The sequence below is a fragment of the Acinetobacter sp. YH12058 genome (assembly GCF_013419805.1).
Classification (GTDB): domain Bacteria; phylum Pseudomonadota; class Gammaproteobacteria; order Pseudomonadales; family Moraxellaceae; genus Acinetobacter; species Acinetobacter towneri.
In genome coordinates, this window is the sequence record NZ_VOZL01000069.1 from 1 (window position 1) to 1,022 (window position 1,022).

Here is a 1,022-nt window from a genome sequence, read left to right on the forward strand (position 1 = left end):
AAGTGTCGTTTGATTTAACTAAGGACTATTTTCCTTGAGTTTTGATTGTTAATATAAGTACATGAAAACCCTTAAATTACGTATAAAAGACAAACATTGCAAGGTGTTAGACCAACTAGCATCAGAAGTGAACTTCGTCTGGAATTATGTCAATGATTTAGGGTTTAGGCATTTGAAGCGGAAAGGTGAATTTCTCTCTGCTTTTGATATTGCCAAATATACGAAAGGCACATCCAAAGAATGTAATTTACATAGTCAAACCATTCAGGCTGTAACTGAAGAATTAGTCACCCGAAGAAAGCAATTTAAAAAGGCAAAGCTGAAATGGCGTGTCAGCAATAAAAAATCAGCAAGGCGCTCTTTGGGATGGGTTCCCTTTAAAAAGGTTGCTATCAAATATGCCACTGGATATGTCCAGTATGGAAAACACCAATTTAAGCTTTGGGATAGCTACGGTTTAAGCAAATACACGTTAAAAACAGGTTCATTTGTAGAGGATAGCCGTGGGCGTTGGTATGTATGTCTTGTTGTTGAATCGCCTAAGCAAGATAAATCGACAGCAACCAAATCGATTGGTATTGATCTAGGCTTAAAAGATATTGCCACCTGTTCTGATGGCACTGTAATTTCAAATCCAAAATTCTATCGAAAATATGAGCAGAAATTATGTATTGCTCAGAGAGCCAGGAATAAGAAGCGTGTTCGTGCATTACACGCCAAGATTGCAAATAGTCGAAAAGATCATTTGCATAAAGCAAGCACCAAGCTTGTGAATGAAAATGCATTGATTATTGTAGGTGACTTGAGTGCTAAAAAATTAGTAAAAACCAAAATGGCAAAATCTGTTTTGGATACAGGATTTTCTGCACTAAAAACAATGCTCAAGTATAAATGCGAGAACGCAGGCGTATTGTTTGAAGAAGTCCAAGAAGCCTATACCACCCAAATCTGTTCGTGCTGCGGTGAGATCACCTCAAGTAGTCCCAAAGGTAGGACAGATCTTGGAATAAGAGAATGGGAGT

1 protein-coding gene is annotated in these 1,022 nt (G+C 37.8%); it reads left to right on the forward strand.

Going from position 1 to position 1,022, the window contains the following annotated elements; all coding sequences use genetic code 11:
* Positions 1-61: 61 nt before the first annotated feature.
* Positions 62-1,022 (forward strand): RNA-guided endonuclease TnpB family protein (locus tag FTU09_RS13750; protein WP_180080610.1); only part of this gene is annotated, 961 nt, incomplete at its 3' end.